This window comes from Flavobacterium sp. B167r, assembly GCF_056824315.1.
The window spans coordinates 2,881,824-2,905,973 of the sequence record NZ_CP124859.1 but is presented as its reverse complement, the minus strand read 5'-3'; the positions used below and the strand labels follow the sequence as shown (position 1 = coordinate 2,905,973).

At 33.6% G+C, this 24,150-nt stretch carries 22 protein-coding genes; 10 read left to right on the top strand and 12 right to left on the bottom strand.

All coding sequences use genetic code 11. The features are described from left to right. Positions 1 to 418 precede the first annotated feature (418 nt). Positions 419 to 1,324, top strand: a complete 906-nt coding sequence (locus tag QLQ96_RS12950) for a DUF481 domain-containing protein (RefSeq protein WP_482491045.1) — start codon at positions 419 to 421, stop codon at positions 1,322 to 1,324. Between the two features lie 105 nt (positions 1,325 to 1,429). Here QLQ96_RS12950 and QLQ96_RS12945 read toward each other — a convergent pair whose 3' ends face one another. From QLQ96_RS12945 to QLQ96_RS12935, 3 genes are all read right to left on the bottom strand, one after another. Next, on the bottom strand, positions 1,430 to 2,320 hold the full coding sequence (locus tag QLQ96_RS12945; RefSeq protein ID WP_482491044.1) for a LamG-like jellyroll fold domain-containing protein: 891 nt from the start codon (positions 2,318 to 2,320) through the stop codon (positions 1,430 to 1,432). Between the two features lie 346 nt (positions 2,321 to 2,666). After that, positions 2,667 to 3,707, bottom strand: coding sequence for a cysteate synthase (gene capA / locus QLQ96_RS12940; RefSeq protein WP_482491043.1), 1,041 nt, complete (start codon positions 3,705 to 3,707; stop codon positions 2,667 to 2,669). Between the two features lie 71 nt (positions 3,708 to 3,778). Next, on the bottom strand, positions 3,779 to 5,839 hold the full coding sequence (locus tag QLQ96_RS12935) for a S9 family peptidase (RefSeq protein WP_482491042.1): 2,061 nt from the start codon (positions 5,837 to 5,839) through the stop codon (positions 3,779 to 3,781). A 143-nt stretch (positions 5,840 to 5,982) separates the two neighbouring features. Between QLQ96_RS12935 and QLQ96_RS12930 the strand changes: the two genes are divergently transcribed. Further along, positions 5,983 to 6,303, top strand: coding sequence for a YbaB/EbfC family nucleoid-associated protein (locus QLQ96_RS12930; protein WP_482491041.1), 321 nt, complete (start codon positions 5,983 to 5,985; stop codon positions 6,301 to 6,303). 93 nt (positions 6,304 to 6,396) lie between these two features. Here the strand turns inward: QLQ96_RS12930 and QLQ96_RS12925 are convergent, their stop codons facing one another. After that, positions 6,397 to 7,416, bottom strand: coding sequence for a threonine aldolase family protein (locus QLQ96_RS12925; RefSeq protein ID WP_482491040.1), 1,020 nt, complete (start codon positions 7,414 to 7,416; stop codon positions 6,397 to 6,399). 151 nt (positions 7,417 to 7,567) lie between these two features. Here QLQ96_RS12925 and prfB point away from each other — a divergent pair. From prfB to hemN, 8 genes are all read left to right on the top strand, one after another. Next, positions 7,568 to 8,666, top strand: a protein-coding gene (gene prfB, locus QLQ96_RS12920; RefSeq protein ID WP_482491039.1) for a peptide chain release factor 2 whose coding sequence is annotated in 2 segments (ribosomal slippage) — positions 7,568 to 7,630 and positions 7,632 to 8,666 — 1,098 coding nt in all. Because the reading frame shifts where the segments join, the coding sequence is not laid out codon by codon here. A 101-nt stretch (positions 8,667 to 8,767) separates the two neighbouring features. Beyond that, positions 8,768 to 9,214, top strand: coding sequence for a peptide-methionine (R)-S-oxide reductase MsrB (msrB, locus tag QLQ96_RS12915; RefSeq protein WP_482491038.1), 447 nt, complete (start codon positions 8,768 to 8,770; stop codon positions 9,212 to 9,214). A 334-nt stretch (positions 9,215 to 9,548) separates the two neighbouring features. After that, positions 9,549 to 10,547, top strand: coding sequence for a UDP-3-O-(3-hydroxymyristoyl)glucosamine N-acyltransferase (gene lpxD, locus QLQ96_RS12910; protein ID WP_482491037.1), 999 nt, complete (start codon positions 9,549 to 9,551; stop codon positions 10,545 to 10,547). Between the two features lie 162 nt (positions 10,548 to 10,709). After that, complete coding sequence (locus QLQ96_RS12905; RefSeq protein WP_482491036.1) at positions 10,710 to 12,338, top strand: acyl-CoA carboxylase subunit beta; 1,629 nt, start codon at positions 10,710 to 10,712, stop codon at positions 12,336 to 12,338. A 121-nt stretch (positions 12,339 to 12,459) separates the two neighbouring features. Further along, positions 12,460 to 12,882 carry a DoxX family protein gene (locus QLQ96_RS12900; RefSeq protein WP_482491035.1) on the top strand — a complete coding sequence of 141 codons (423 nt, stop codon included), beginning with the start codon at positions 12,460 to 12,462 and terminating at the stop codon, positions 12,880 to 12,882. Between the two features lie 96 nt (positions 12,883 to 12,978). Next, positions 12,979 to 13,326 carry a hypothetical protein gene (locus tag QLQ96_RS12895; protein ID WP_482491034.1) on the top strand — a complete coding sequence of 116 codons (348 nt, stop codon included), beginning with the start codon at positions 12,979 to 12,981 and terminating at the stop codon, positions 13,324 to 13,326. A 106-nt stretch (positions 13,327 to 13,432) separates the two neighbouring features. Next, positions 13,433 to 13,909 (top strand): hypothetical protein, encoded by a 477-nt coding sequence (locus tag QLQ96_RS12890; protein WP_482491033.1) that lies wholly within the window; start codon positions 13,433 to 13,435, stop codon positions 13,907 to 13,909. Positions 13,910 to 14,030: 121 nt separating this feature from the next. Then, positions 14,031 to 15,395, top strand: coding sequence for an oxygen-independent coproporphyrinogen III oxidase (hemN, locus tag QLQ96_RS12885; RefSeq protein WP_482491032.1), 1,365 nt, complete (start codon positions 14,031 to 14,033; stop codon positions 15,393 to 15,395). Positions 15,396 to 15,422: 27 nt separating this feature from the next. Here the strand turns inward: hemN and QLQ96_RS12880 are convergent, their stop codons facing one another. The 8 genes from QLQ96_RS12880 to QLQ96_RS12845 form a co-directional block, all read right to left on the bottom strand. Continuing rightward, a complete protein-coding gene (locus QLQ96_RS12880) occupies positions 15,423 to 16,124 on the bottom strand; it encodes a sulfite exporter TauE/SafE family protein (RefSeq protein ID WP_482491031.1) in 702 nt (233 codons plus the stop codon). Positions 16,125 to 16,129: 5 nt separating this feature from the next. Then, positions 16,130 to 16,579, bottom strand: coding sequence for a FixH family protein (locus tag QLQ96_RS12875; RefSeq protein WP_482491030.1), 450 nt, complete (start codon positions 16,577 to 16,579; stop codon positions 16,130 to 16,132). A 12-nt stretch (positions 16,580 to 16,591) separates the two neighbouring features. Further along, positions 16,592 to 18,010: a cytochrome c oxidase accessory protein CcoG gene (ccoG, locus tag QLQ96_RS12870; protein WP_482491029.1), complete on the bottom strand. Its 1,419-nt coding sequence runs from the start codon at positions 18,008 to 18,010 to the stop codon at positions 16,592 to 16,594. A 10-nt stretch (positions 18,011 to 18,020) separates the two neighbouring features. Continuing rightward, positions 18,021 to 18,959, bottom strand: a complete 939-nt coding sequence (locus QLQ96_RS12865; protein WP_482491028.1) for a cbb3-type cytochrome c oxidase N-terminal domain-containing protein — start codon at positions 18,957 to 18,959, stop codon at positions 18,021 to 18,023. A gap of 2 nt (positions 18,960 to 18,961) precedes the next feature. Continuing rightward, on the bottom strand, positions 18,962 to 19,156 hold the full coding sequence (locus QLQ96_RS12860; RefSeq protein ID WP_290970044.1) for a CcoQ/FixQ family Cbb3-type cytochrome c oxidase assembly chaperone: 195 nt from the start codon (positions 19,154 to 19,156) through the stop codon (positions 18,962 to 18,964). Between the two features lie 7 nt (positions 19,157 to 19,163). Next, positions 19,164 to 21,347: a cytochrome-c oxidase, cbb3-type subunit I gene (gene ccoN, locus QLQ96_RS12855; RefSeq protein ID WP_482491027.1), complete on the bottom strand. Its 2,184-nt coding sequence runs from the start codon at positions 21,345 to 21,347 to the stop codon at positions 19,164 to 19,166. Between the two features lie 2 nt (positions 21,348 to 21,349). Next, positions 21,350 to 21,541, bottom strand: a complete 192-nt coding sequence (ccoS, locus tag QLQ96_RS12850) for a cbb3-type cytochrome oxidase assembly protein CcoS (protein WP_095930917.1) — start codon at positions 21,539 to 21,541, stop codon at positions 21,350 to 21,352. A 127-nt stretch (positions 21,542 to 21,668) separates the two neighbouring features. Further along, on the bottom strand, positions 21,669 to 24,056 hold the full coding sequence (locus tag QLQ96_RS12845; protein ID WP_482491026.1) for a heavy metal translocating P-type ATPase: 2,388 nt from the start codon (positions 24,054 to 24,056) through the stop codon (positions 21,669 to 21,671). Positions 24,057 to 24,150: the final 94 nt, after the last annotated feature.

The following is a 24,150-nucleotide window of genomic DNA, read 5'->3' as shown; positions in this document are numbered from 1 at the left end:
GCAAAATTTAAATCTTATAGATTTTACAAATCAGAATTTCATTCAATATTTTTATAAAATTTGTTAAAACTATAATTAAAATTCAGCTTATCCAAACAATTCCTACATAAAAATATAGAATTCTCACAAAAACATTATTCCGTCTTAAATGTCATTCTTTTAAATAATATTTTAAGTTTAACTTCCCTTATTTAATTTATTATGTCTCTATCAAAACAGGATTTTTTTATGATTCTGCCTTATATTACGTTTTTATTTCTAACTTTAACATTACAAGCTGGCAATCAAAGAAATAGACTCTAGTATGAAGAAAACTTTACTCTTATTTTTTCTTTTATTTTTCTTAAAAATCAGTGCACAAATTTGCGATACTCTTGTACTTAAAAACAATGATATCATTGTAGGCGAAATAAAAACAATGAATAAAGGTATTGTACAAATAGAAACCGACTATAGCAAAGATGATTTTAAACTAGAATGGAAATACGTTAAAAGTATTGGCTCCGAAAGAATTCACATTATTAATCTTTCTAACGGAAATCTATTAAACGGAAAAATTACCAAAATCAAAACTCCAAACAAATGCGAAATCACCAATATCGAAACGCAAACCAAAAGCATTATTGATCTTACCGATATTGTACGCATAAAACCAGTTGATGAAAGTTTCTGGGACAGACTTGATGCAAGTTTTGATGCGGGAATCAAATTGACAAAAGCCCAAAGTTTACAGCAATTAACAGTAAATGTAAATTTAGGATACACGGCAAAAAAATGGTACGGAACTGCCGTTTTCAAACAAATTCAGTCGATACAAGATGATAGCGAACCTATACGCAGGATCGATACCGATTTAAGTTATGTGCATTTACTTCCTAGAGATTATTTTATTCCGCTTTCTATTGTAACTTTAAAAAACACCGAACAGGACATTGATCTTCGTGTGGTTTCAAAAGCAGGTTACGGAAAATATCTTATGCACAGCAACAAAAAATATTGGGGTCTTGCTGCGGGATTATCTTTTAACAACGAACGTTTTACAGGAACTAGTAAAGCCAATAAAAGTTTGGAGTTATTCTTAGGAAGTGATCTTAATTTATATGACATCGGTGATTTTAGCATTCAATCGAAAGTGACTGTTTTTCCAAGTTTAACAGAAAGTAAAAGGATTCGTACCGATTTTTCTGTAGATACCAAATACGATTTACCATTAGACTTTTTTATCAAATTGTCCTTTGTTTACAACTACGATAACAAACCAAAAGAAGGCGCTTCAAAGGATGACTATGTTTTCCAGACTACTTTTGGCTGGAAATTAGATTAAAAAAAAGCCTTCTGAACACAGAAAGCTTTCCTTACTATTCCAAAAAAACTCAAAATTGCTTACGCAATAAAAAAAACTAACTAACATTTAAAAACTAAAAAACCTTTATTTAGACGTAATTTTTTTTGACGGAGTACTGGTAATTTTCAACAAATAGGTCCCTTCTGGAAGATCGCTTATATTTGCCGCATTACTTCCTATTACTTTTTGCCCTTGAGAGTAAACCTCAACGATTTTTGGTACATCGCTTGAAGATATAATTGTTTCATTTGCTGTTTTTGCTTTTGCAACAGTTTTTACCATTTTAGCTCCTACAGGTGCTGTAGCCAATAAATTAGCCGTGTTTTCGCTCTCGAATAGCTCTTTTACCTGATCGGAAGACAATGCTACATTATAAATCTTTAAATCATCTATATCGGCATTAATTCCAACCATAGTATTGATTTCACCCAATCTAAAAATATTTCCATTAGTTGATCTAGCCATACCTTCTAAGTATTTTAATAATCTACCATCGCGATAGATCTTAGAAGTGGTTCCTTCGTATGTAATGGTGTAATTGTACCAAATACTCTTTTCAAGAGATGTAGAAACAATAACATCATTAGAAGCTCCCCAAGCTGCTAAACTCAAGTCAGAGTTAGAAGTTGTCGTTCCTTGTTGTAATAAGCCACAATATTGAGCATTTTGCGGATTTCCATAACCCCAAATATAGTTCGCATTTGAAATATCATTGAATTTCACCCAAATGCTAATTGTTCTTGAAGTTTTTCCTTGAGGCAGATTATCAATTACAGCTTCCAGAGCTTTATTATTTAATCGTTGCGCTCCTTTTATGTTTCCTGCTCTGTCGGCTACGAAATTATAGGTGCCAATAAATGAAGTTGTGTTTGCCGTATTGTTTAAAGTACCATTAAAGTTAAATTCCTGAATCGGCGTTTGAGCATTCACATTCAAAAAACTTACAAACACTGCTGTTAGTAGTAATTTTTTCATAATAATAGATTTTAGGGATTAAACAACTATGTTATTTTAATACTGCTAAACTATATTATTACGATATAGAGGTAAAATATTTCCGACAACTTACCTAAATACTCGTTAAAATAACGTTTTTTACGTATTTTATCGCTGAAAAGCTATTTTATAATATTTACAAATATTGCCAAAACATTAAATTAAAATCAGTACAACTAATAATTTCCTACGTATAAATACGGTATAATCAGTAAAACAATAAATTTTAACTTTTGATTTTTTATCTGAATGCGAAAAAATCTGAAATAAAAAAAAAAACTCCATTCGAAACGAATGGAGTTTAAATATTTTGAAAAGTACTAAATTACTTTACGAATTCAATTTTTTGAGCTTCTTCTTCATTAACACTATCAAAGAAACCTTGCTCGTTCATCCAGTCATCGCTGAATACTTTACTCATGTAACGAGAACCATGGTCAGGGAAAATAGCAATAATATTACTGTCTTTTGTAAACTCTCCTTCTTCGGCATATTGTTTAATAGCTTGCATTACTGCTCCAGAAGTATATCCAACAAATAAACCTTCTTTTCTAGTGATTTCTCTTGCAGAGTGAGCACTTTCTTCGTCGGTTACTTTCATGAATTTATCAATAATATCAAAATCTGTAGCAGACGGAATTAAGTTTTTACCAAGACCTTCTATACGATAAGGGTAAATTTCTTTATTGTCAAATTCTTTTGTCTCGTGGTATTTTTTCAATACAGATCCAAAAGCATCAACTCCTAAGATTCTAATATTTGGATTTTTTTCTTTTAAGAATTTTGCAGTTCCAGAGATAGTTCCTCCTGTTCCGCTGCAAGCAACTAAGTGCGTGATTTGTCCTTTTGTTTGTTCCCAAATCTCTGGACCTGTAGAGTTGTAGTGAGCATCAATATTTAATTGATTGATATATTGATTGATATAGACTGACCCTTTTGTCTCTTCGTGCAAACGTTTTGCTACATTATAATAAGATCTTTCATCATCTGCAGAAACGTGAGCCGGACAGACATACACTTTGGCGCCCAAACTTCTCAACATGTCAATTTTGTCTTTAGATGATTTTGAGCTTACCGCTAAAATACAATTGTAGCCTTTAATAATGCTTACCATTGCCAAACTAAATCCTGTATTACCAGATGTAGTTTCGATAATGGTATCTCCTGGAGATAGAATTCCTTTTCTTTCGGCTTCTTCAATAATATATAATGCTATTCTATCTTTTGAGGAATGACCTGGGTTGAAAGCTTCTACTTTTGCGTAGAAATTTCCTTCTAACTCTTCGGTAATTTTATTTAGCTTAATAAGGGGGGTGTTTCCTATTAACTCTAAAACATTATTATAAGCAGTTATTTCTTCTTTCATAAAAAAATAGTTAATCAAAGGCATTTTCAAATTAACCTTGATAGGTTGCAAATTTAACAAAAAATTTCTAATTAGCTTTTAATTTTTTCTAAATCTAATAAAAAACTAAATTCCTTTGCTAAGTCTTTTAAAGCTTCGAAACGTCCCGAAGCCCCACCATGACCCGCATCCATGTTTGTATCTAAAAACAAAAGATTATTATTTGTTTTTAAATTTCGCAATTTTGCAACCCATTTTGCTGGCTCCCAGTACTGTACCTGCGAATCGTGTAATCCGGTAGAAACATACATATTAGGATATTCCTGTGCTTTTACGTTATCATAAGGTGAATACGATAACATATAATCGTAATATTTTTTATTGTTTGGGTTTCCCCATTCGTCATATTCTCCAGTTGTAAGCGGAATGCTGTCATCCAACATTGTGGTAATTACGTCTACAAAAGGCACCTGAGCAATGACTCCATTATATAATTCAGGAGCTTCATTAACAATTACTCCCATTAAAAGTCCTCCGGCAGATCCTCCCTCTGCATATAAATGCTCCGGAGAAGTATACTTCTGATCTATTACAAATTTAGAGCAATCGATGAAATCTGTAAAGGTATTTTTCTTTTTTAACAGTTTTCCATCCTCATACCATTGTCTTCCTAAGTCTTCTCCTCCTCTAATATGAGCAATGGCATAAATAAATCCGCGATCTAAGAGCGATAATCTCGTTGAAGAAAAATAAGTGTCCATCGTAATTCCGTACGAACCATACGCGTACAACAACAACGGATTTTTAGCATTTTTCTCCAATCCTTTTCTATAAACCATAGAAATTGGCACTTTCACTCCATCTCTTGCCGTTGCCCAAACTCGTTCTTCTACATAATTGTTTTTATCAAATTTTCCGCCTAAAACCTCTTGCTCTTTTAAGATTTCTTTGGTTTTAGTCTTCATATTAAAATCAATTATAGACGAAGGTGTTGCCAATGATTGATAGCTGTAACGCAAAATATCCGTATCAAAATCAACATTGGTTGTTGTATAGGCATTATAAGTCTCGCTACCAAAAGGAAGATAATAATCTGGCTCATCACCCCAAGGCATGATTCTAATATGATTTAATCCGTTTGAACGTTCTTCTACAACTAAATAGTTTTTAAAGATTTCAATATCTTCCAACAAAACATCTTCTCTGTGCGGAATAAGATCTACCCAGTTTTTCTTCCCTGTTTTGTCTTCTGGCGTTTTCATTAATTTAAAATTCGTCGCCTTATCTTTATTCGTTAAAATGTAAAAAGAATCTTCGTAGTGAGAAATGCTATATTCTAATCCGCGGACGCGTGGCTGAAAAACAGCAAATTCTCCGTCTGGATTGTTAGAATTCAAAATTCTATATTCGGTTGTTAAAGTGCTTCCAGAGCCAATAACAATATACTTTCTTGATTTTTCTTTGCTAATTGAGATATTAAAAGTATCATCAGTTTCATTAAAAACTAAAATATCTTTTTCTGACGAAGTATTTAATTTATGCTTAAAAACTTTATCTGCTCTTAGCGTTTTTTCGTCCTGTCTTACATAAAAAATAGTGTTGTTGTCATTTGCCCAAACAGAAGCTCCTGTAACATTCTCTATTTTATCGGTTAAGATTTCTCCTGTTTCTAAGTTTTTAATTTGAATTGTGTAGATTCTTCTTCCCACAATATCCACTCCAAAACTGGCGAATTTATTATCCGGACTAATGCTTAAACCTCCAAGTTTGAAATAAGCATGACCTTTTGCCATTTCGTTACAATTAAAAAGAATTTCTTCTTCTGCAGAAAGGCTTCCTTTTTTTCTTGCGAAAATCGGATAATCCTGACCTGTTTCGAAACGCGTAATATAAAAATATCCGTTATAGAAATAAGGAACAGAAGAATCATCTTCTTTAATTCTTCCTTTCATTTCTTCAAACAAACTATCCTTTAAGTTTTGGGTATGAGCAGTCATGCTTTCATAATAAGCATTCTCCTTATTTAGATAATCAATTACCTCTGAATTTTCTCTGTCGTTAAGCCAGAAGTAGTTGTCAACCCTAGTTTCTTTATGTTTTTTTAATGTCTTTGGTATTACGTTAGCCTTTGGGGCCGATATATCATTTTGCATTTATTAAGCATTAATTTTTAATATGAAGTCGCAAAAATAGCACAAACCCAACAGAACAGAATTAATATTTTCTTAAATTATTCTATTGAATTCACAAAGCAATATACTAATTTTGTCTGAAATAATTTAAAAAATCAACAAAAATGGATTTAATGGGAATGATGGGCAAACTTAAAGAAACCCAACAAAAAATTGAAGATACAAAAAAGCGTCTAGATACTGTTTTGATTGATGAACAAAGCGCTGACGCATTATTGAAAGTTACAATTACAGCAAGCCGAAAAATAAAAACAATTTCTGTTGACGATTCTTTACTTGAAGATAAAGAGCAATTAGAAGATTACTTAATTGTAACGTTAAATAAAGCTATAGAAAAAGCTACAAGTGTAAACGAAAGAGAATTAGATGCTGTTGCTAGAATGGACATGCCATCTATTCCAGGAATGGATAATTTGTTTAAATAAGGGACAAAGGCTCAAAGGTGCAGAGGTTTAAAGTTTTCTCTCAAAGCTTTTAAAACTTTGTGCCTTTGAACCTCTGCAACTTTGAACCTTTTTTTAGAACTTCGAAAGCGTTTCCAACACATAAGTATGCATCACTTCTTTATAATCTAAATGTGTTACAATACGAAGTTTATTATGCCCTAAAGAACTTATTAGGATATTTTTCTGTTTTAATTTTTCGATTAATAATTGGTCGCTATAACCTTCAGCTAGCGAAAAAATCAAAATATTAGTTTCTACAGGTTCTATAGCTGAAATCCACGGTTTTGTACTTAGGATTTTTGCAATTTCTTTTGCTCTGCGGTGATCTTCTGCCAATCTTTCGATATTATGGGCCAAAGCATACAATCCCGCTGCTGCTAAATACCCAACTTGACGCATTCCACCACCTAATATCTTCCTGATTCTCAACGCCCTGTGAATATCAGCTTTACTTCCAAGCAACACAGAACCAATCGGAGCGCCTAATCCTTTAGATAAACAAACCGAAATAGTATCGAAAATAGCACCAAATTCTCTAGGATTCTGTCTTTTAGCTACTAAGGCATTCCAAATTCTAGCACCATCTAAATGGAACTTCAAATTATGAGCATCGCAGACCTTTTTTATTTCTCTTAAATCTTCTAATTCATAACAAGCTCCGCCACCTTTATTGGTTGTATTTTCTACACAAACCAAACTCGTTAACGGACTATGATAAAATTCTGGATCATTTATTGCAGCTTTTACCTGTGCAGCAGTTATCATTCCACGATTCCCATCTACTAAACAGCAAGAAACCCCGCTGTTAAAAGAAACTCCTCCTCCTTCATAATGGTAAACATGAGCATATTTATCAGCAATTAATTGCTCTCCAGGCTGCGTGTGCAGTTTAATTGCAGTCTGGTTTGCCATAGTTCCAGACGGAAAAAAAAGACCAGCTTCCATTCCAAAAAACTCTGCTGTTCTGTTTTCTAATTCAATCACCGTTGGGTCCTGTTTGTATACATCATCGCCGACATGAGCGTTAAACATATACTGAAGCATCTCATAAGTAGGCTTTGTTATGGTATCGCTGATTAAATTTATTTCCATATTCTAAAAACTATATCTTATTTTTGTATGCAAAATTACGTATTACAAATAGTTATTCTCGGCAAGTTAAATAAAATTTAACTCGCTCGTTTCTATAGACCAAATTAACGTAATAATTCTAAAAAACATATAAAAACCTATTAATTAATTTATGACAACAGCCGAACAAGTAAAAGGTATTGTGGAGCGCCTTGGTGCGTTGAGGAGGTATCTTTGACGTTGATGCCAAGCTTATCGAAATTGCCAACGAAGAAGAAAAAACTTTCGCTCCTGATTTTTGGAACAACCCAAAAGAAGCAGAAAACATCGTAAAAAACCTTCGAAACAAAAAAAAATGGATTGAAGATTATGATAAGGCTGTCTCTCTTACAGATGAATTACAGCTCGCTTATGATTTTTACAAAGAAGGAGAACTTACTGTAGAAGAATTAGACGAACAGTATAATGGAGCGCAATCGCACATTGAAAACATCGAATTTAAAAACATGCTTTCTGATGAAGGTGACAGTTTAAGCGCCGTAGTTCAAATTACTGCTGGAGCTGGAGGAACTGAAAGCTGTGACTGGGCAGGAATGCTGATGCGTATGTACATGATGTGGGGAGAAAGTTATGGTTATAAAATTAAAGAACTTAACTTTCAAGAAGGTGATGTTGCTGGAATTAAAACCGTAACTTTAGAATTCGAAGGAGATTATTCTTTCGGATATCTAAAAGGAGAAAACGGAGTACATCGTCTAGTTCGTATTTCACCATTTGACAGTAACGCCAAGCGTCATACTTCTTTCGTATCTGTTTACGTTTATCCTTTGGTTGATGACAGTATCGAAATCGACATTAATCCTGCCGATATCGAAATCACGACTTCTCGTTCGAGTGGTGCGGGTGGACAAAACGTAAATAAGGTTGAAACTAAAGTACAGTTAGTTCACAAGCCAACTGGAATTCAGATTCAATGTTCTGAAACGAGATCTCAGCAAGATAACAGACAGCGTGCTATGCAAATGCTTCGTTCTCAATTATATGAAATCGAATTAAAGAAACAGCAAGCGCAACGAGCTGACATCGAAGCTGGAAAAATGAAAATCGAATGGGGTTCGCAGATTCGTAATTACGTAATGCAACCTTATAAATTAGTAAAAGATGTTCGTACAGGTTACGAAACAAGCGATGTTGACGGCGTTATGAACGGAAATATTGATGCCTTCCTTAAAGCCTATCTAATGATGATGGGACAAAAAGAGGAGGAATAGTATTCAGTCGCAGTCACAGTTTTCAGCCAATAAAACTGAATACCGTGACTGTGACTAGAAACTGAGACTGAGACTGAGACTGAAAACTTAAAAAAATAGTTATGATAAAATGGGCAGATGTAATTCATTTTACAAATAAAGGAAATCCAACTCCAGATAAAAGAGTAGAAAAAACAGAGAAAGAATGGAAACAAATTCTAACTCCAGAAGAATTTCAGGTTACCCGTTTAAAAGGAACCGAAAGATCTTTTAGCTCAGAAATGTGCAGTTTATTTGAACCAGGAATTTATGAATGTAAATGCTGTGGCACTTTATTGTTTGATGCAAGCGAAAAATTCGAATCTGGAACAGGATGGCCATCTTTTACTCAGCCAGTAAAAGAAAATGCAATTGGTTATCATGCCGATAAATCGCATGGAATGATTCGCGTTGAAGTGACTTGCAATGTTTGCGATGCGCATTTAGGACATATTTTTCCTGATGGCCCACCTCCAGGCGGTCTTCGATATTGCGTTAATGCGCTCTCTTTAAATAAAGTAAAAGATTAAAATATAAAGCGATTCCTATAAAAAAGTGAATCGCTTTTTTTATTTTGAAAGTTTAACAGAAAACCTCCTAAGTTTTTAATTATCAAGCAATAAAATCATTTAGAATATCCATTTGTTAAGGCATAAAGGCTATACAGACATCTCATAACCTCAATTTTAAAAATTAACACTATTAACGAACAATTACTTTTTTAATATAGAAAATGTTAATTTTGTAATATTAGGATTATTTCTTTGAATTTTCAACAAGAAATAGAACAAAAAATATTAGGTAGTTAAATTCTAATTTATTTTATTTGGCAAAAATTAAACCCAAATATCCTAATACATATTAATGAGATCCTATTCAATTCAAGAGATTAACGAAGTTATCAATGGTGAAATTTACGGAACAACTTCACACAACATTACTGCAACTGAACAGCTTGAAAAAGCAACATCTACAGAAATTTCATTTATAGGAAATAAAAAATACGAAAAACATTGGTGCACTTCTAATGCTTCTATTGCAATTGTAAATGAAGATATTTCGATCGAACCTGGAGAAAATCGAGCATTTATCAAAGTAAAAAATGCCGATTTAGCAATGTCTCAAATTTTGGCTCTTTTTGCGCCTCCTGCTCCAATATTTCATGTTAACATTCACAAAACAGCAACTGTTGACGAAACAGCAATTATTGGCGAAGGTGCACGAATCGGTGCTGGCTGTTACGTTGGACCAAAAGTTAAAATTGGTGCAAACGCAACGCTATATCCGAATGTTACTGTTTTGGATGAATGCACAATTGGAGAAAATACTACCATTTGGTCAGGAACCGTTATACGCGAACGTTGTCATATTGGAATGCACTGCATTATTCATCCAAATGCTACAATTGGAGCCGATGGTTTCGGATTTCGTCCATGCAAAGAAAATGGACTGGTAAAAATTCCGCAAATCGGTAATGTGATAATTGGAAACGGAGTTGAAATTGGTGCAAATACCTGTGTTGACCGAGGAAAATTTAGTTCAACTATTGTTGGAGACGGCTGTAAAATTGACAATTTAGTACAAATTGGACACAATAGTAAATTAGGTAAATTTTGCATCATGGCCGGAAATAGTGGATTAGCAGGTTCTGTCACTTTAGGAAACGGGGTTATAATTGGCGGAAGCGCATCTATAAAAGACCATACCTCTATTGGTGATGGCGCCGTAATTGGCGCTGGGTCTGGTGTTACCGGAGATGTTCCTGCAGGAAAAACAATGTTGGGTTATCCAGCCGTTGAAGCTCGGGATGCATTAAAACAATGGGCAATTTTAAAACGAATGGTTTGCAGCTCTAAAAAATAGTTTAAATACAATTATTAAAAGCAGAAGTTTTTCCTTCTGCTTTTTTTATAAATAAATTCAAAAACTTTCTAAATTTTAAAATCTTCTCTTTAATTATAAATTCATTATTTCAATGGATTTTGTAAATTAGCCAACACTATTTTACAAAATCAATACTATCATATGGATTTAAACTTCAATAAAAACGAAGATCACAATAAATTACTCCTTTCAGAACTAAAACAGAAATTTGCCAAAGTTAAACTAGGCGGAGGCGAAAAAAGAATTGAAAAACTGCATTCTGAAGGCAAAATGACTGCTCGTGAAAGAATTGCTTATTTATTGGATGAAAATTCGAAAAATATTGAAATCGGAGGTTTTGCCGGTGAAGGAATGTATCCAGAACATGGCGGTTGTCCTTCGGGAGGTGTTGTGGTAAAAATTGGTTACATCAAAGGAAAACAATGTATAGTTGTGGCCAACGATGCTACTGTAAAAGCTGGAGCTTGGTTTCCAATAACGGGAAAGAAAAATCTTCGCGCGCAGGAAATTGCGATGGAAAACAGACTCCCAATTATTTATCTGGTCGACAGCGCAGGAGTTTATTTGCCAATGCAAGATGAAATTTTTCCAGACAAAGAACATTTTGGACGCATTTTTAGAAACAACGCTCAAATGAGCAGCATGGGAATTACCCAAATCGCTGCCGTAATGGGAAGCTGCGTTGCCGGTGGCGCTTATCTTCCTATCATGAGTGACGAAGCCTTAATCGTTGATAAAACAGGAAGTATTTTCCTTGCGGGAAGTTATTTAGTAAAAGCTGCAATTGGAGAAACAATCGATAATGAAACTTTAGGAGGCGCGACAACACATTGTGAAATTTCTGGTGTTACCGATTACAAAGCTAAAGATGACAAAGATGCTTTAGACAAAATAAAAAATATTGTAGATAAAATTGGTGATTTTGATAAAGCAGGCTATAGCCGAATTAAATCAGAAAAACCAGCTTTAGAACCAAATGATATTTACGGAATCCTTCCAAAAGCTAGAACTGAACAATACGATATGATGGAAATCATTAATCGTTTGGTTGACAATTCAGAATTTGAAGCTTATAAAGAAGGCTACGGACAATCTCTGATCACGGGTTATGCCAGAATTGACGGTTGGGCTGTTGGAATTGTTGCAAACCAAAGAAAAGTGGTAAAAACCAAAAAAGGCGAAATGCAATTTGGTGGCGTAATTTATTCGGATAGCGCTGATAAAGCTACTCGTTTTATTGCCAATTGCAATCAGAAAAAAATTCCTTTGGTGTTTTTACAAGACGTTACTGGTTTTATGGTTGGTTCAAAATCTGAACATGGCGGAATTATTAAGGATGGCGCTAAAATGGTAAATGCTGTGAGTAATTCGGTTGTTCCAAAATTTACGGTAATTGTTGGAAATTCATACGGAGCAGGAAATTACGCTATGTGCGGAAAAGCGTATGATCCTCGATTAATATTTGCTTGGCCAAGCGCGGAACTTGCCGTTATGGGCGGAACTCAAGCCGCAAAAGTATTAGCGCAAATTGAAGCTTCTTCGCTTAAAGCGAAAGGAGAAATGGTCGATGAAGCAAAAGAAACTGAATTATTCAATAAAATAAAAGCGCGTTATGATGAGCAAACTTCTCCTTATTATGCCGCTTCAAGATTATGGACAGATGCGATCATCGATCCATTAGAAACCCGTAATTGGATTTCGATGGGAATCGAAGCTGCAAATCACGCTCCTATTGAAAAACTATTTAATTTAGGAGTTATTCAGGTTTAGCAATTTAAGAATTCTCAACAATACGTTAAATAAAAATCAAAACACTTATTTTCAATACGTTAAAATGAATATCTGATTAAAAATTAGTAACTTAGTATATAATTTTTAATCACACAACATCATGGAAAATGTAAAAAGTTTGAATAAATGGGCAAATTCGCACACTTATTTACCAGTTGATTTAGTACGTATTGTTTTGGGTGGATTTTTATTTATGAAAGGAGTCTCTTTCGTTACCAATGTTCAATACCTGCATGATTTGATTTCCCCTATTGACAAGTATGGCGGAGGGATGTTTATGCTACATTACATTGCTCCTGCCCACATGATTGGTGGTATAATGATTATTTTCGGACTCTTGACCAGATGGGCGATTGCAGCTCAATTGCCTGTTCTATTTGGTGCAGTTCTCATTAACTTTATGGGAAAAATGCACTCAGAAAGTTTAGTTTTAGCCTTAATCGTTTTATTGGTCTGCATCTTCTTCTTATTTTATGGAAGCGGTAAACACTCAGCAGATTATTATTTTAAAATGCAACAATAACCTCTTAAGTCCTCATTTTATTGAGGACTTTTTTATGAGTGTTAATTAATTCTATAAAATTTCTTTAATTGCGTTTTATGACTTAAATTCGCCGACATGAATTGGATTCGTAAAACCGTTGTTTTTATTACGCTTTTGCTCGTAGGAATGTTTGCTTACCAAGCAGACCAAGCTTCTGCACGCATAATCGAAACGGAAAAATCGGATACCAACTTCTGCAAAGACATTCCTGATTCGTCTGCATTTATACAGCCTCAGGGAAGTTATCAGTTTGCAGCAAACATCAAAACAAATCCTATCGGAATAATTAAATGTTTTGACACGCTTTTACCGCTAATTCCACAGCATCAAACCGTTACTTATATTACTGCATATACTAAACTCTTTACAACTCAAAGTAAAAAGGTTTTAGTCATACTCTATGCTTTCCATTTTTTCTGGTAAATAAATACTTGATTTTCAACTGAAGATTTATTCTTCATCTTTAAGAAAACCGTTTTCAATTTGAGAACTGTTTTGCACATCATTTATTTATTTCATTAAAAACATCATGGAAACTACTACCACAATTATGGGTATTGTGATTCTAATTATTGTCGCTATCCCTGTATATTTTTCTGCTCGTTCATCGGCAGCAAGTAAATCGAGAATTCTAAATATTAAGAAAAGATTCAATCCAACTCATCCAGAAGATTTTGATTTGACCGAATCAATTAATAATAAGACTTTAACGATTGATCAGAAAAATAATAAATTCATTTTGATGAATTTCAATCCAAATCAGCAAGAATCAACATATGTCGATTTAAACACAATTGCTTCAAGCAAATTAATTCCGACAACAGATGCTGGTTCAGATACTATCATCAAAATTGATTTTGAATTTCAAGAAAAAGAAACATCTAAAAAAATATTAATTCCATTCTATGATTTTGATGACGACCGCATCAAACAGATTAGTGTCTACCAAGATCATCAGTTTGCGAAAAAATGGCTTAAAATCATCCAAGATTCTATATCACGTTAGTTATTTAATTCACCTAAAGAGGCTCAATTTTGAGTCTCTTTTTTTTTACAGCTTACATGATATTTGTCATTTTATCTCTTAGCCTGAAGTTTTAATTTTGAGGAAAACTAAATCCGTCGTTATGAAAATTTCTTTGACTCAAAAGTACAATGTCCCAGGTCCTAGATATACTAGCTATCCGACAGTTCCGTATTGGAATGAAGCCGACTTTACATCAGAAAAATGGATTACTACTTTAAGGCAATCGTTTTCAGAAAGCAATTCAAAAAACGGAATTAGTTTATACATTCACTTGCCATTTTGCGAGAGCATGTGCACTTTCTGCGGATGCAATAAACGTATTACAAAAAATCATTCAGTAGAAGAAAAATACATTCAGGCCGTTCTTAAAGAATGGAAAATGTACTGCAATTTACTGCCAGAAAAACCAGTAATCAAAGAAATACATTTAGGCGGAGGAACTCCTACATTTTTTTCAAAAGAAAACTTAGAAAACCTAATTAACGGAATTTTTGATCATGCTATAAAAGCAGAAAATCATGAATTTAGTTTTGAAGGGCATCCTAATAATACCACTCACGAACAGCTTAAAAAATTATATGATTTAGGTTTTCGTCGAGTAAGCTTTGGGGTTCAAGATTACTCTGCAACTGTTCAAAAAGCTATTAATAGAATTCAGCCATTTCATAATGTTGCTAAAGTAACTTTTTGGGCAAAAGAAATTGGTTATACTTCAATTGGACACGATATTATCTTTGGTCTTCCGTTTCAAACTATTGAAGATGTAATTGATACGGTTGAAAAAACAAACTCGCTAAAACCAGACAGATTAGCATTTTACAGCTACGCGCACGTGCCTTGGATAAAAGGAAACGGACAGCGTGGCTTTAATGAAGAAAACCTTCCTAAAGATGCTGAAAAAAGAAAATTATACGAAATAGGTAAAAAAATGTTGCTTCAAAATGGTTATCATGAAATCGGCATGGATCATTTTGCTTTAGCAGATGACAGTTTATACAAAGCTGCTCATAACGGAAAACTGCATAGAAATTTTATGGGTTATAGCGCTTCTAAAACTCAAGTTATGATTGGTCTTGGCGTATCTTCTATTAGCGATAGCTGGTATAGTTTTGCTCAAAACACTAAAAATCTTGATGAGTATTATGAGATTTTAGAATCTGATCAACTTCCTGTTGTAAAAGGTCACATTTTGAACGATGAAGATTTAATCATCAGAAAACACATTTTGAATTTAACGTGTGAATTAGAAACATCCTGGACTGCAGATTCTTTAAATTTTGCTGAACTTCCTGAAGTTTTAATTACTTTAAAAGAAATCGAAAACGATAATTTAATTGTTATTGAAAATAATAAAATCAAGATTACAGAAGAAGGAAGACCTTTTGTGCGTAATATTTGTATGGCTTTTGATTTGCATCTAAAAAGAAAGTCACCGGAAACAAATCTGTTTTCGATGACTGTCTAAAACTAGTTAGTTAGTTTAAATAATATTTTAATGGCAGTTAGGTGTCTGCTGTACAAATAAACTCATGTTTGAAGGAGAAACATACGGAATTCCTAATCCTAATCCTCTAAGAATAAATAAAACTCCAATTATAACGGCTACATAAGGAATTGCCTTTTGAATTTTATTTCGAAATGGCAATTTCAATAATGTATTGACATAAACTACAATTGTCATTAACGGAATTGTTCCTATTCCAAACAAAAGCATGTACAGAACGCCATAAGTGGCACTTTGCATTGCAATTGCGCCAAATAAAGCAACATAAACCATTCCGCAAGGCAGAAAACCATTTAGAAGACCAATTGTAAAAAGAGATTTGTAACTCTTATTTTTAAATTGACTTCCAAGATTGGCTTTAACTTTTGAAATGATTTTATAAACTGGTTTTGAAAAATTGTATTGCGCAAATTTTTTCTCTGGAATAAAAACTACAATAATCATTATTACTCCAATAATTATTGACATTTTTTGCTGTAATCCTGCTAAGAAAAAACCTCTTCCAAGTAAACCAAAAATCAATCCGATTGTTGCATAAGCTGTTAATCGGCCAAAATGATACGTCATAATCTGCGTTACCCTTTTAGCTTCATTTTGCCTGTCTACGGGAAGCATCATGGCAATTGGCCCGCACATTCCAACACAATGCAAACTACTGATTAAACCTAAAAAGAAAGCTGAGAATAACATGATGTTTAATTTACGTAAATAACTTCTTTAGTGAGATATTTTTTGCCTTCATATTGCCATTCCATATTTACATCCCAACGTCCTTTCAATAATTTTTTCTGTGGAATAATAATTTCTGAATTGGTTAAAGCAATTTGAGTATTAAAATCGAATTTTTTATTTGAAGGTCGATACAATTGTATATTTCCTTTAATCTTATCACTTTCAAATCCTACAGGAAAAATTACAGCTACACCATTTTCTGTGTATTTGATTGATGGTTTATGCTGTAAATCGTGAGCGTTTTGAATTCTAGCCATTTCTTCCTGAAAGTGCGTATCGTGTTTGTAATATTCTTCGACAACCAAATCATTGTCGTATTTAGAATTTGATTGCACTTCAAAAACAAAGTATAAAATAAATGTCATAAACAATCCGAATGCAATGACAATTCCAGTTCCCCAATTAAATTTCATAATAGTATATTTTTAATTAAAACTTCGTGGTCCTAAGAAATTTGTAGTTGTTGTTTCCAGGAGTTGAGAACCATTATAAACTCCTATTTTTACTTTTGTTTTATCACTTTCTAATAAAACTTCATCGATTTCAATGAATAATGTTCCTTGAGAAATTCCTTCTTTAGCTACTTTAAAATGTCTTTTTCCAACATTTTTAATTTCTCCTTTCTGATCGATTAATTCGAAATGAATATCGCTGTAATCTTTCATCGTTTTGTTTACAATTTTATACGTGTAAACGTTACTGATTTTTTCCCCATTATGCTGGAACAATTGGCCTGGCAAACGTAAAATTACTGCTTCAACATTTGTTCTTAAAAACAGCATCCCAACAAAAATACTCAATAAAATAAAGAGAACTGCTGAATAACCTTTCATTCTTGCTGTAAATTTGAAAGGCTCTTTTTTGGCAATTTCATCTTCAGAAGCATAACGAATTAACCCTTTTGGCAATCCAACAGATTCCATAATATGATCACATTCATCGATACAAGCTGTACAGTTTGTACATTCTAACTGCGTTCCGTTTCTGATGTCAATTCCCATCGGGCAAACATTCACACATTGCAGGCAATCAATGCAATCTCCTTTTCCTGTTAATGCTCGATCTTCTTTTTTATTGAATTTAGCACGACCTTCTTCCTTTTCACCACGAACAAAATCGTAGGCAACATTTATAGATTTATTGTCTAAAAGAACGCCTTGCAACCTTCCGTACGGACAAGCAATAATACAAACCTGTTCACGAAACCAAACAAAAACAAAATAGAAAACTCCAGTAAATATTAACAGTGCAATAAAATTACTTGCTTGTGCAATTGGACCTTGCTCAATCATTAAGAACAATGTGTCACTTCCTACCAAGTAAGCCAAAAAGACATTTGCAATCAAGAAAGAAATCAAGAAGAAAATGGTCCATTTTATAAGTCTTTTTCTAATTTTCTCACCATTCCATTCTTGCCTAGCTAAACGACTCTGAGAACCCCTGTCTCCATCAATCCAATATTCTATTCGACGAAAAACCATTTCTAGAAAAATAGTCTGTGGACAAATCCATCCACAAAAGATTCTTCCAAATACAACAGTAAATAAGAGTATAAATACAACGCCGATTAGCATTGAAATTACAAAGAGATAAAAATCCTGTGGCCAAAAAGGGAATCCAAAAATATTAAAACGACGTTCGATAATGTTGAACATCATAAATTGGTTTCCATTTATTTTGATAAACGGATTTACGATTAAAATTGCCAATAAAACATAGCTGACAATTTTCCTATAATCGTAAAATTTACCAGACGGTTTTTTAGGAAATATAAATTTTCGTTTCCCACCTTCATCTATTGTTCCAATGGTATCTCTAAAAGCTTCGTCTGGTAAATTTGACATGGTATTCTAATTATTTTTTAACTTCAGTGGTATCTTTTGTAGTTGCTGCAGCGGCATCAGTTTTAGGAGCGCTATCGTCTACCCAAACTTCTCCTTCTGCTTCTTTCGGGTCTTTAGGATTACTTCCTTGTAAAGACAGAATATAACTTGCAACTTTTTGTATTTCTTTTGGTTTAAGAGTTCCTTTCCAAGCAATCATCCCTTTACCATCTCTACCTCCATTTGTAATGGTGTGGAAAAGATTTTTAATTCCTCCTCCTAAAATCCATTTATCATCTGTAAGGTTTGGTCCAATTTGTCCTCCTGCATCGGCACGGTGACAAGCTGCACAATTCATTGTAAAGATCTCTTTTCCTGCTGCCAAACTTGGTTCATCTGTAAGCAGAACAACCGTTTTTTCGTCCATCAAATCTGGAGCAGTTTTCATGTATTCCGCAACGTCAATCTTAGCTTGAGCTAATTCTTTTTTCAACTCCATTTCCTGATCATCAGCTCCTAAAACATCGTAACGAACTACATAAATTACTCCGAAAAGGATACAGATATAGAATAAATATACCCACCATGGCGGTAAATTATTATCCAACTCTTTGATTCCATCATAATCATGATCCATCAACAAATCGCCTTCTTTTTCAATTGGCGCTGTTTGAGTCAATTTATGCATTAGGTTTTTAAACCAAGTGCTTTCTTTGAAACTTAAACTTTCTTCAAGTTCTTTTTGCGCTTTTTCTTCTGGCGTTAGTAATTGATACATTACTCTATTTACTGCACTAAGCGTAATTTCGATTGCAATCAGAATAAACAAAAAGACAAATAAAAAGAGCGAAACCATAGGGAATTTTATAAAAGCCGGTTTATCGCCCGAGTCTATAAAATATTCCATCAAAGCGAATACGATGAAGAAAATCAACGGTACTCTAACATATACTGGGAAAAACTTTTTCATTTTTATCTATCTTTTGAAGTTATAATAAGTCCTTCATCTAAAGGAATACTACTCATTTCTTGAATTTTTTCTTTTCTATATGAGAATACCCAAATACCTAATCCTACAAAGAATAAGAAGAAAATTAAGAGGGAAATAATCGGGTAAATTTCTATACCCGATATTGTTTCCATATTGTGTTTTATTTGTTCGAACATAATGCTGTTATTTAGTTTCTTTTACTTTAATATCAGTACCAAGTCTTTGAATATAAGCGATCAATGCAACGATTTCTCTTTCATTCATCGGAATAAATTTCTCACCTTTTGCTTCAGCTTTTTTGCGGCTGTCTTCGTAACTTTTAACGAAATCAGGATCGCTTTCTAAGCTTTTCTCTATCTTAACTGCCTGTTCTCTTAAAGTTCTTTGAGCATTCTCAACATCCTCTGGAGAATATGGCACACCTAATGAAATCATTGCCTGCATTTTCTTTTGTGTCAATGAAATATCCATTGGTTCATTATCAAACAGCCATTTGTAACCTGGCATAATTGATCCTGCTGATGTACTTTGCGGATTCCACATGTGGTTAAAGTGCCAGTTATCATTGTATTTACCACCTACTCTCAATAAATCTGGACCTGTACGTTTTGATCCCCATAAGAATGGATGGTCGTAAACAAACTCTCCAGCTTTTGCCTGAACTCCGTAACGTTCAACTTCACTTCTGAATGGACGAACTGACTGAGAGTGACATCCAACACAACCTTCTCTAATATATAAATCACGTCCTTCAAGCTCTAACGGTGTATATGGTTTTACACTTGAAATAGTTGGAATATTTGATTTCACCATAATCGTTGGCACAATCTGAATGATACCTCCAATTAAAATTGCAATAGTTGCTAAAATGGTTAACTGAATTGGTTTTCTTTCTAACCATGAGTGGAATTTCTCTCCACTTAATCTGCTGCTTTTTATGGTTTGTAAAGCTGGAGCCTGAGCCAATTCGTCTTCAATTGTATTACCAGCTTTAACTGTCATAATAATGTTGTAAACTAATGTCAACATACCTATTAAGTACAGAGATCCTCCGATAGCTCTCATCCAATACATTGGCATAATCGCTGTTACCGTTTCAAGGAAGTTACCGTATGTTAAAGTTCCGTCTGGATTAAATTGTTTCCACATAGATGCTTGTTGAAAACCAGCTACATATAACGGAATTGTATAAACGATAATACCTAAAGTACCAATCCAGAAATGGAAGTTTGCCAATTTCTTAGAGAACAAATCCGACTTTGTCATTCTTGGAATCAACCAATAGATAATACCAAATGACATGAAACCATTCCAAGCTAAAGCTCCTACGTGTACGTGTGCTACGATCCAGTCTGTATAGTGCGCAATAGCATTTACATTTTTTAAAGATAACATCGGACCTTCAAAAGTTGCCATACCGTAACCTGTAATCGCTACCACGAAGAATTTTAAAACTGGTTCTTCACGAACTTTATCCCAAGCTCCTCTTAATGTAAGAAGACCATTGATCATACCTCCCCAAGATGGAGCAATTAACATTACTGAGAATGCAACCCCAAGATTCTGTGCCCAGTTTGGCAATGCAGAATATAATAAGTGGTGTGGTCCTGCCCAGATGTATATAAAGATTAAAGACCAAAAGTGAATAATAGATAATCTATAAGAGTAAACAGGTCTATTTGCAATCTTTGGAACGAAGTAATACATTAATCCCAAGAATGGAGTCGTCAAGAAGAATGCCACCGCATTGTGCCCGTACCACCATTGTACAAGCGCATCTTGAACACCAGCATAAACAGAGTAGCTTTTAAAAGCAGAAACTGGAATTTCAATATTATTGAAAATGTGCAATACTGCTACCGTTACAAATGTTGCTAGGTAAAACCAAATTGCAACATATAGGTGACGTTCTCTACGACGAAGCATTGTACCAATCATGTTAATCCCCATTACAACCCAAATTAAAGCGATTGCAATGTCAATTGGCCACTCTAGCTCTGCATATTCTTTAGAAGAAGTATAACCTAACGGAAGTGTAATTGCGGCCGCTACAATAATTAGCTGCCATCCCCAGAAATGAAGGTTACTTAAAAAATCACTAAACATTCTGGCTTTTAGCAATCTTTGCAGCGAGTAGTACATACCAGCAAAGAAGGCATTACCCACAAAGGCAAAAATAACTGCATTGGTGTGTAACGGTCTTAAACGGCCGTAACTAAGCCACGAAATCCCATCTGTGATGTTGGGAAAAAGGTACATTACCGCTAAGGTAAGCCCCACTAACATACCCACAACCCCAAAGAGTATTGTGGCGTAAATGAATTTTTTTACAATTTTGTTGTCGTAATAAAACTGTTCCATTTCCATAATTATACTTGTTTTTCTTCGATTGGTGAATTATTATTTTGGGAATTAATTTTGGTTTCGTCATCAAAAAGTATTCTGACTGAAGGGGTATAATCATCATCGTACTGACCAGATTTGACAGCCGCGATAAAGGCAATAAAGAAACAGATTGCCACAAAAATACTTACTGAAATTAATAGATAAATAACACTCATACCTTAGATTTATATTAACAAAATTACTTCGTTAAAGGCGCATAAAATATGATAATTATCATGAACAAAAAGATAGTTAAATTTATAAAAAATACCTTATAAAAATATCTTTTTGAACAATTTATAATTATTCTAAATTTCTGTTGCTGAAATAGTTAGACATAAAAGTTACAAAGCTCACAATCGTAATTGTGCTCAACGGCATGATGATCGCAGCCACTAACGGAAGTAGGTTTCCTGTAACCGCAAATGCAAGTCCAACAACGTTGTAAAGCAATGAAAGTCCGAAGCTCATTTTAATGATCGAAATGGCTTTATGCGAAAGCTTTAAAAAGTAGTTTAGTCGTGAAAATTCTGTTGCATCTAGAATCGCATCACACGCAGGCGAAAAGACATTTACGTTCTCTGAAATCGAAATTCCAACATTGCTTTGTGCGAGCGCACCAGCATCGTTCAGTCCGTCGCCGACCATCATTACATTTTGTCCTTTTTCTTGAAGTTTCTTTATGTATTCGAGCTTTTGCTCTGGTTTTTGATTGAATATCAATTCGGTACCTTTTGGCAGTATCGCTTCTAAATTTGCTCTTTCACCATCATTGTCACCAGAAAGCACTTTAATTTCATAATCTTTGCTCAGATTAGCAAAAAGCTTTTCTAAACCTTCACGATATTGATTCTGAAAAGTATATTTTCCAAAATAAACCTCTCCTATTTTTATATGCAATGCCGTTTTTTCAATTTCTGAACCATCTGCAACTATATCATTTACAAATTGCCCTGAACCAATTTTAATTTCTTTCCCCTCAAGAGAAGCCAAAATTCCTTTTCCTGTAATTTCTTGAAAATCTTCTATACTGATTCGTTTCACTTCAGGTAAAAAATCATAAAGCATTCGGCTTAAAGGATGGTTCGATCCTCGTAATACATTTTTTATCAATACAATATCTGAATCTGAAATAGAATTTCCTTCATACATTATATTCGATTTCTTATTGGTTGTAATTGTTCCTGTTTTATCAAAAACAATCGTATTAACTTTAGCAAGCTGTTCGATTACAATGGCATTTTTTAAGTAAAATTTCTTTTTGCCTAAAATTCTCAGAATGTTCCCAAAAGTAAACGGAGCCGTAAGAGCTAATGCGCAAGGACAAGCCACAATTAAAACTGCTGTAAAAACATTAAAAGCAGTATTGGCATCAATAAAAATCCAATATCCAAAACCAACAAACGCAATTAGTAATAAGATAGGGGTAAAATATCGGCTTATTGCATCTGTTATGGTTTTGTGTTTCTGATCTACTTTTTTCTGAAAAATTTCGTTACTCCATAGCTGCGTCAAATAACTTTGTGAAACAGAATGCAAAACTTCCATTTCGATTACTTTTCCAATCTGTTTTCCTCCTGCAAATACTTTATCACCAGATTTTTTAGTAATTGGAACCGCTTCACCTGTAACGAAACTATAATCTATTTCTGCGCTTTCGCTGATTAAAATTCCATCTACAGGAATAAGTTCTTGGTTTCTAATCAACAATCTGTCTCCTTTTAAAACATCATAAATAGCTACATTATCTTCAGAAGCATCTTTATTAATTTTGGTGACAGCAATTGGAAAATACGATTTAAAATCTCTTTCAAAACTTAAGAAACTATAGGTTTTGGTTTGAAACATTTTACCCAAAAGCATAAAAAATACTAAACTGGCTAAACTGTCAAAAAAACCTGGACCGTGATCCATTAGCATATCGTAAGTACTACGAATAAACATCACGATAATCCCTAAAGCAATCGGAATATCAATATTGAGCATTCTCGTTCTAATACTGTGGTAAGCAGAAATATAATATCCGCTTGCTGAATATAAGAAACTTGGCAATGCCAAAACAAAAATCAATAATCTAAAAAACGGTTTATAGCTATCGAGCCAGAATTCTTTCATTTCAAAATATTCTGGAAACGAAAGCAGCATGATATTTCCAAAACAGAAAAAAGCAACACCCAATTTATAGGTTAAACTTCTGTCTATTTTAGTTTTTGTCGTTCCGTAATTTTCTAAACTAATGTAAGGTTCATAGCCTATCGAATTTAAGAGATAAGCAATTTCTTTTAAAGAAACCACATCAGAATTAAAGGTAATTCTAACTTTCTTTTCATGAAAATTAACCTGAGAAATACTAATTCCCGGCTGAAGTCGATTTAGATTTTCTAAAATCCAAATACACGAACTGCAATGAATATGCGGAATACTCAACGAAACAATTGACGTGTTTCCTTCCTGAAATTCTAAAACCTTTGCAAGAATGGTTTCATTTTCTAAAAAATCATATTTTCCTTTGATGTCTTGCGGTGTCGCTCCTGGAGACTTTTCAAAATCATAATAAGATGTTAGATCGTTGATGCTGAAAATTTCGTAAACTGTTTTACAGCCAGTGCAACAAAACTTTTTATCATCAAAATCAATTTCTTCATTTTGTTCAATAGTTAAACCACAATGAAAACAACTTTGCTCCCTCATAAACTTGTTTTTATATGTCGCAAATTTCCAATTAAAGCACAATTATTAAGATGATAATTGTCATGTTATATTGAAATTGAATTCTAATTTAATA